The sequence below is a fragment of the Enterococcus dongliensis genome, assembly GCF_031927985.1.
GTDB lineage: Bacteria > Bacillota > Bacilli > Lactobacillales > Enterococcaceae > Enterococcus_A > Enterococcus_A dongliensis.
Window position 1 is genome coordinate 1 of sequence record NZ_JARPZC010000049.1, and the last position, 1,062, is coordinate 1,062.

Below are 1,062 nucleotides of genomic sequence, written 5' to 3' on the forward strand. Positions count from 1 at the left end.
CGCCGATTGTAAAATTAAGCTAGACAACTAAAAAAGCCATTTGTGCTACACTCAAAATAGTTCTGACCAAAGAATTATAAGGAGTGAGTACAAATGACCTATACCCATCTTACAACGGATGAACTTGTAATGATAGAGTCTTATTTCAAAATAAATCAATCTGTTGCGAAAACTGCGCATTGCTTGAATCGTTCAAGACAAACGATCCATAAAGTATACCTATTCTTCAAGCAAGGAAAATCAGCCTTAGAATACTATCAACAGTATAAGAAAAACAAATCAAACTGTGGTAGACGCCCGCTTGTTTTACCCGAGGAACAATCAGAATATATTCAAAGAAAGGTTGTTCAAGGATGGACACCCGATGTGATTGTTGGTCGTGCAGCGTTTCCTATTCGTTGTTCTGCTCGTACCATTTATCGTATGTTCAAAAAGGGGCTATTTAATCCTTCTGACTTACCGATGAAAGGCAAGCGTAAACCGAATGGACATCAAGAAAGGCGTGGAAAACAAGCTTTCCGCCGCTCTATTCATGAACGTGAAAAAGATTATAGCCAATTCTCAAATGAGTTTGGTCACCTTGAAGGTGACACTATCGTAGGTCTGAAACATAAAAGTGCTGTAATTACCTTAGTTGAACGATTATCAAAAGTTATCATCACATTGAAACCGTGTGGTAGACAAGCGATTGATATTGAAAAAAAATTAAATCATTGGTTTGAATCTGTACCGAAAAATCTATTCAAATCCATCACTTTTGATTGTGGAAAGGAATTTTCAAATTGGAAACAAATCAGTAATGCCAATGATATTGCCATTTATTTCGCTGATCCAGGAACACCGTCTCAAAGAGGCCTAAACGAGAATTCTAACGGATTGTTACGTAGAGATGGTTTATTGAAATCTATGGATTTCAATTCAGTAGATGAATCTTTTATTCAATCTGTCACATCTAAACGAAATAATATTCCTAGAAAATCACTGGATTATCGAACACCTTTGGAAGTATTTTTGAGTTACGTAAGTATTGATGATTTGTCTAACTTAATTTGACAATTAAGA

Annotated in this window: 1 protein-coding gene; it reads left to right on the forward strand. The window is 35.6% G+C overall.

Features of this window, described 5'->3' with window-relative positions; all coding sequences use genetic code 11:
- Nucleotides 1-93: 93 nt before the first annotated feature.
- Nucleotides 94-1,053, forward strand: a complete 960-nt coding sequence (locus P7D84_RS13695; protein ID WP_002330482.1) for an IS30 family transposase — start codon at nucleotides 94-96, stop codon at nucleotides 1,051-1,053.
- The last annotated feature ends 9 nt before the right edge of the window (nucleotides 1,054-1,062 follow it).

Coding starts and splice junctions, on each gene's coding strand:
- P7D84_RS13695 (WP_002330482.1), top strand. CDS start 94: ATGACCTATACCCATCTTACAACGGATGAACTTGTAATGATAGAGTCT.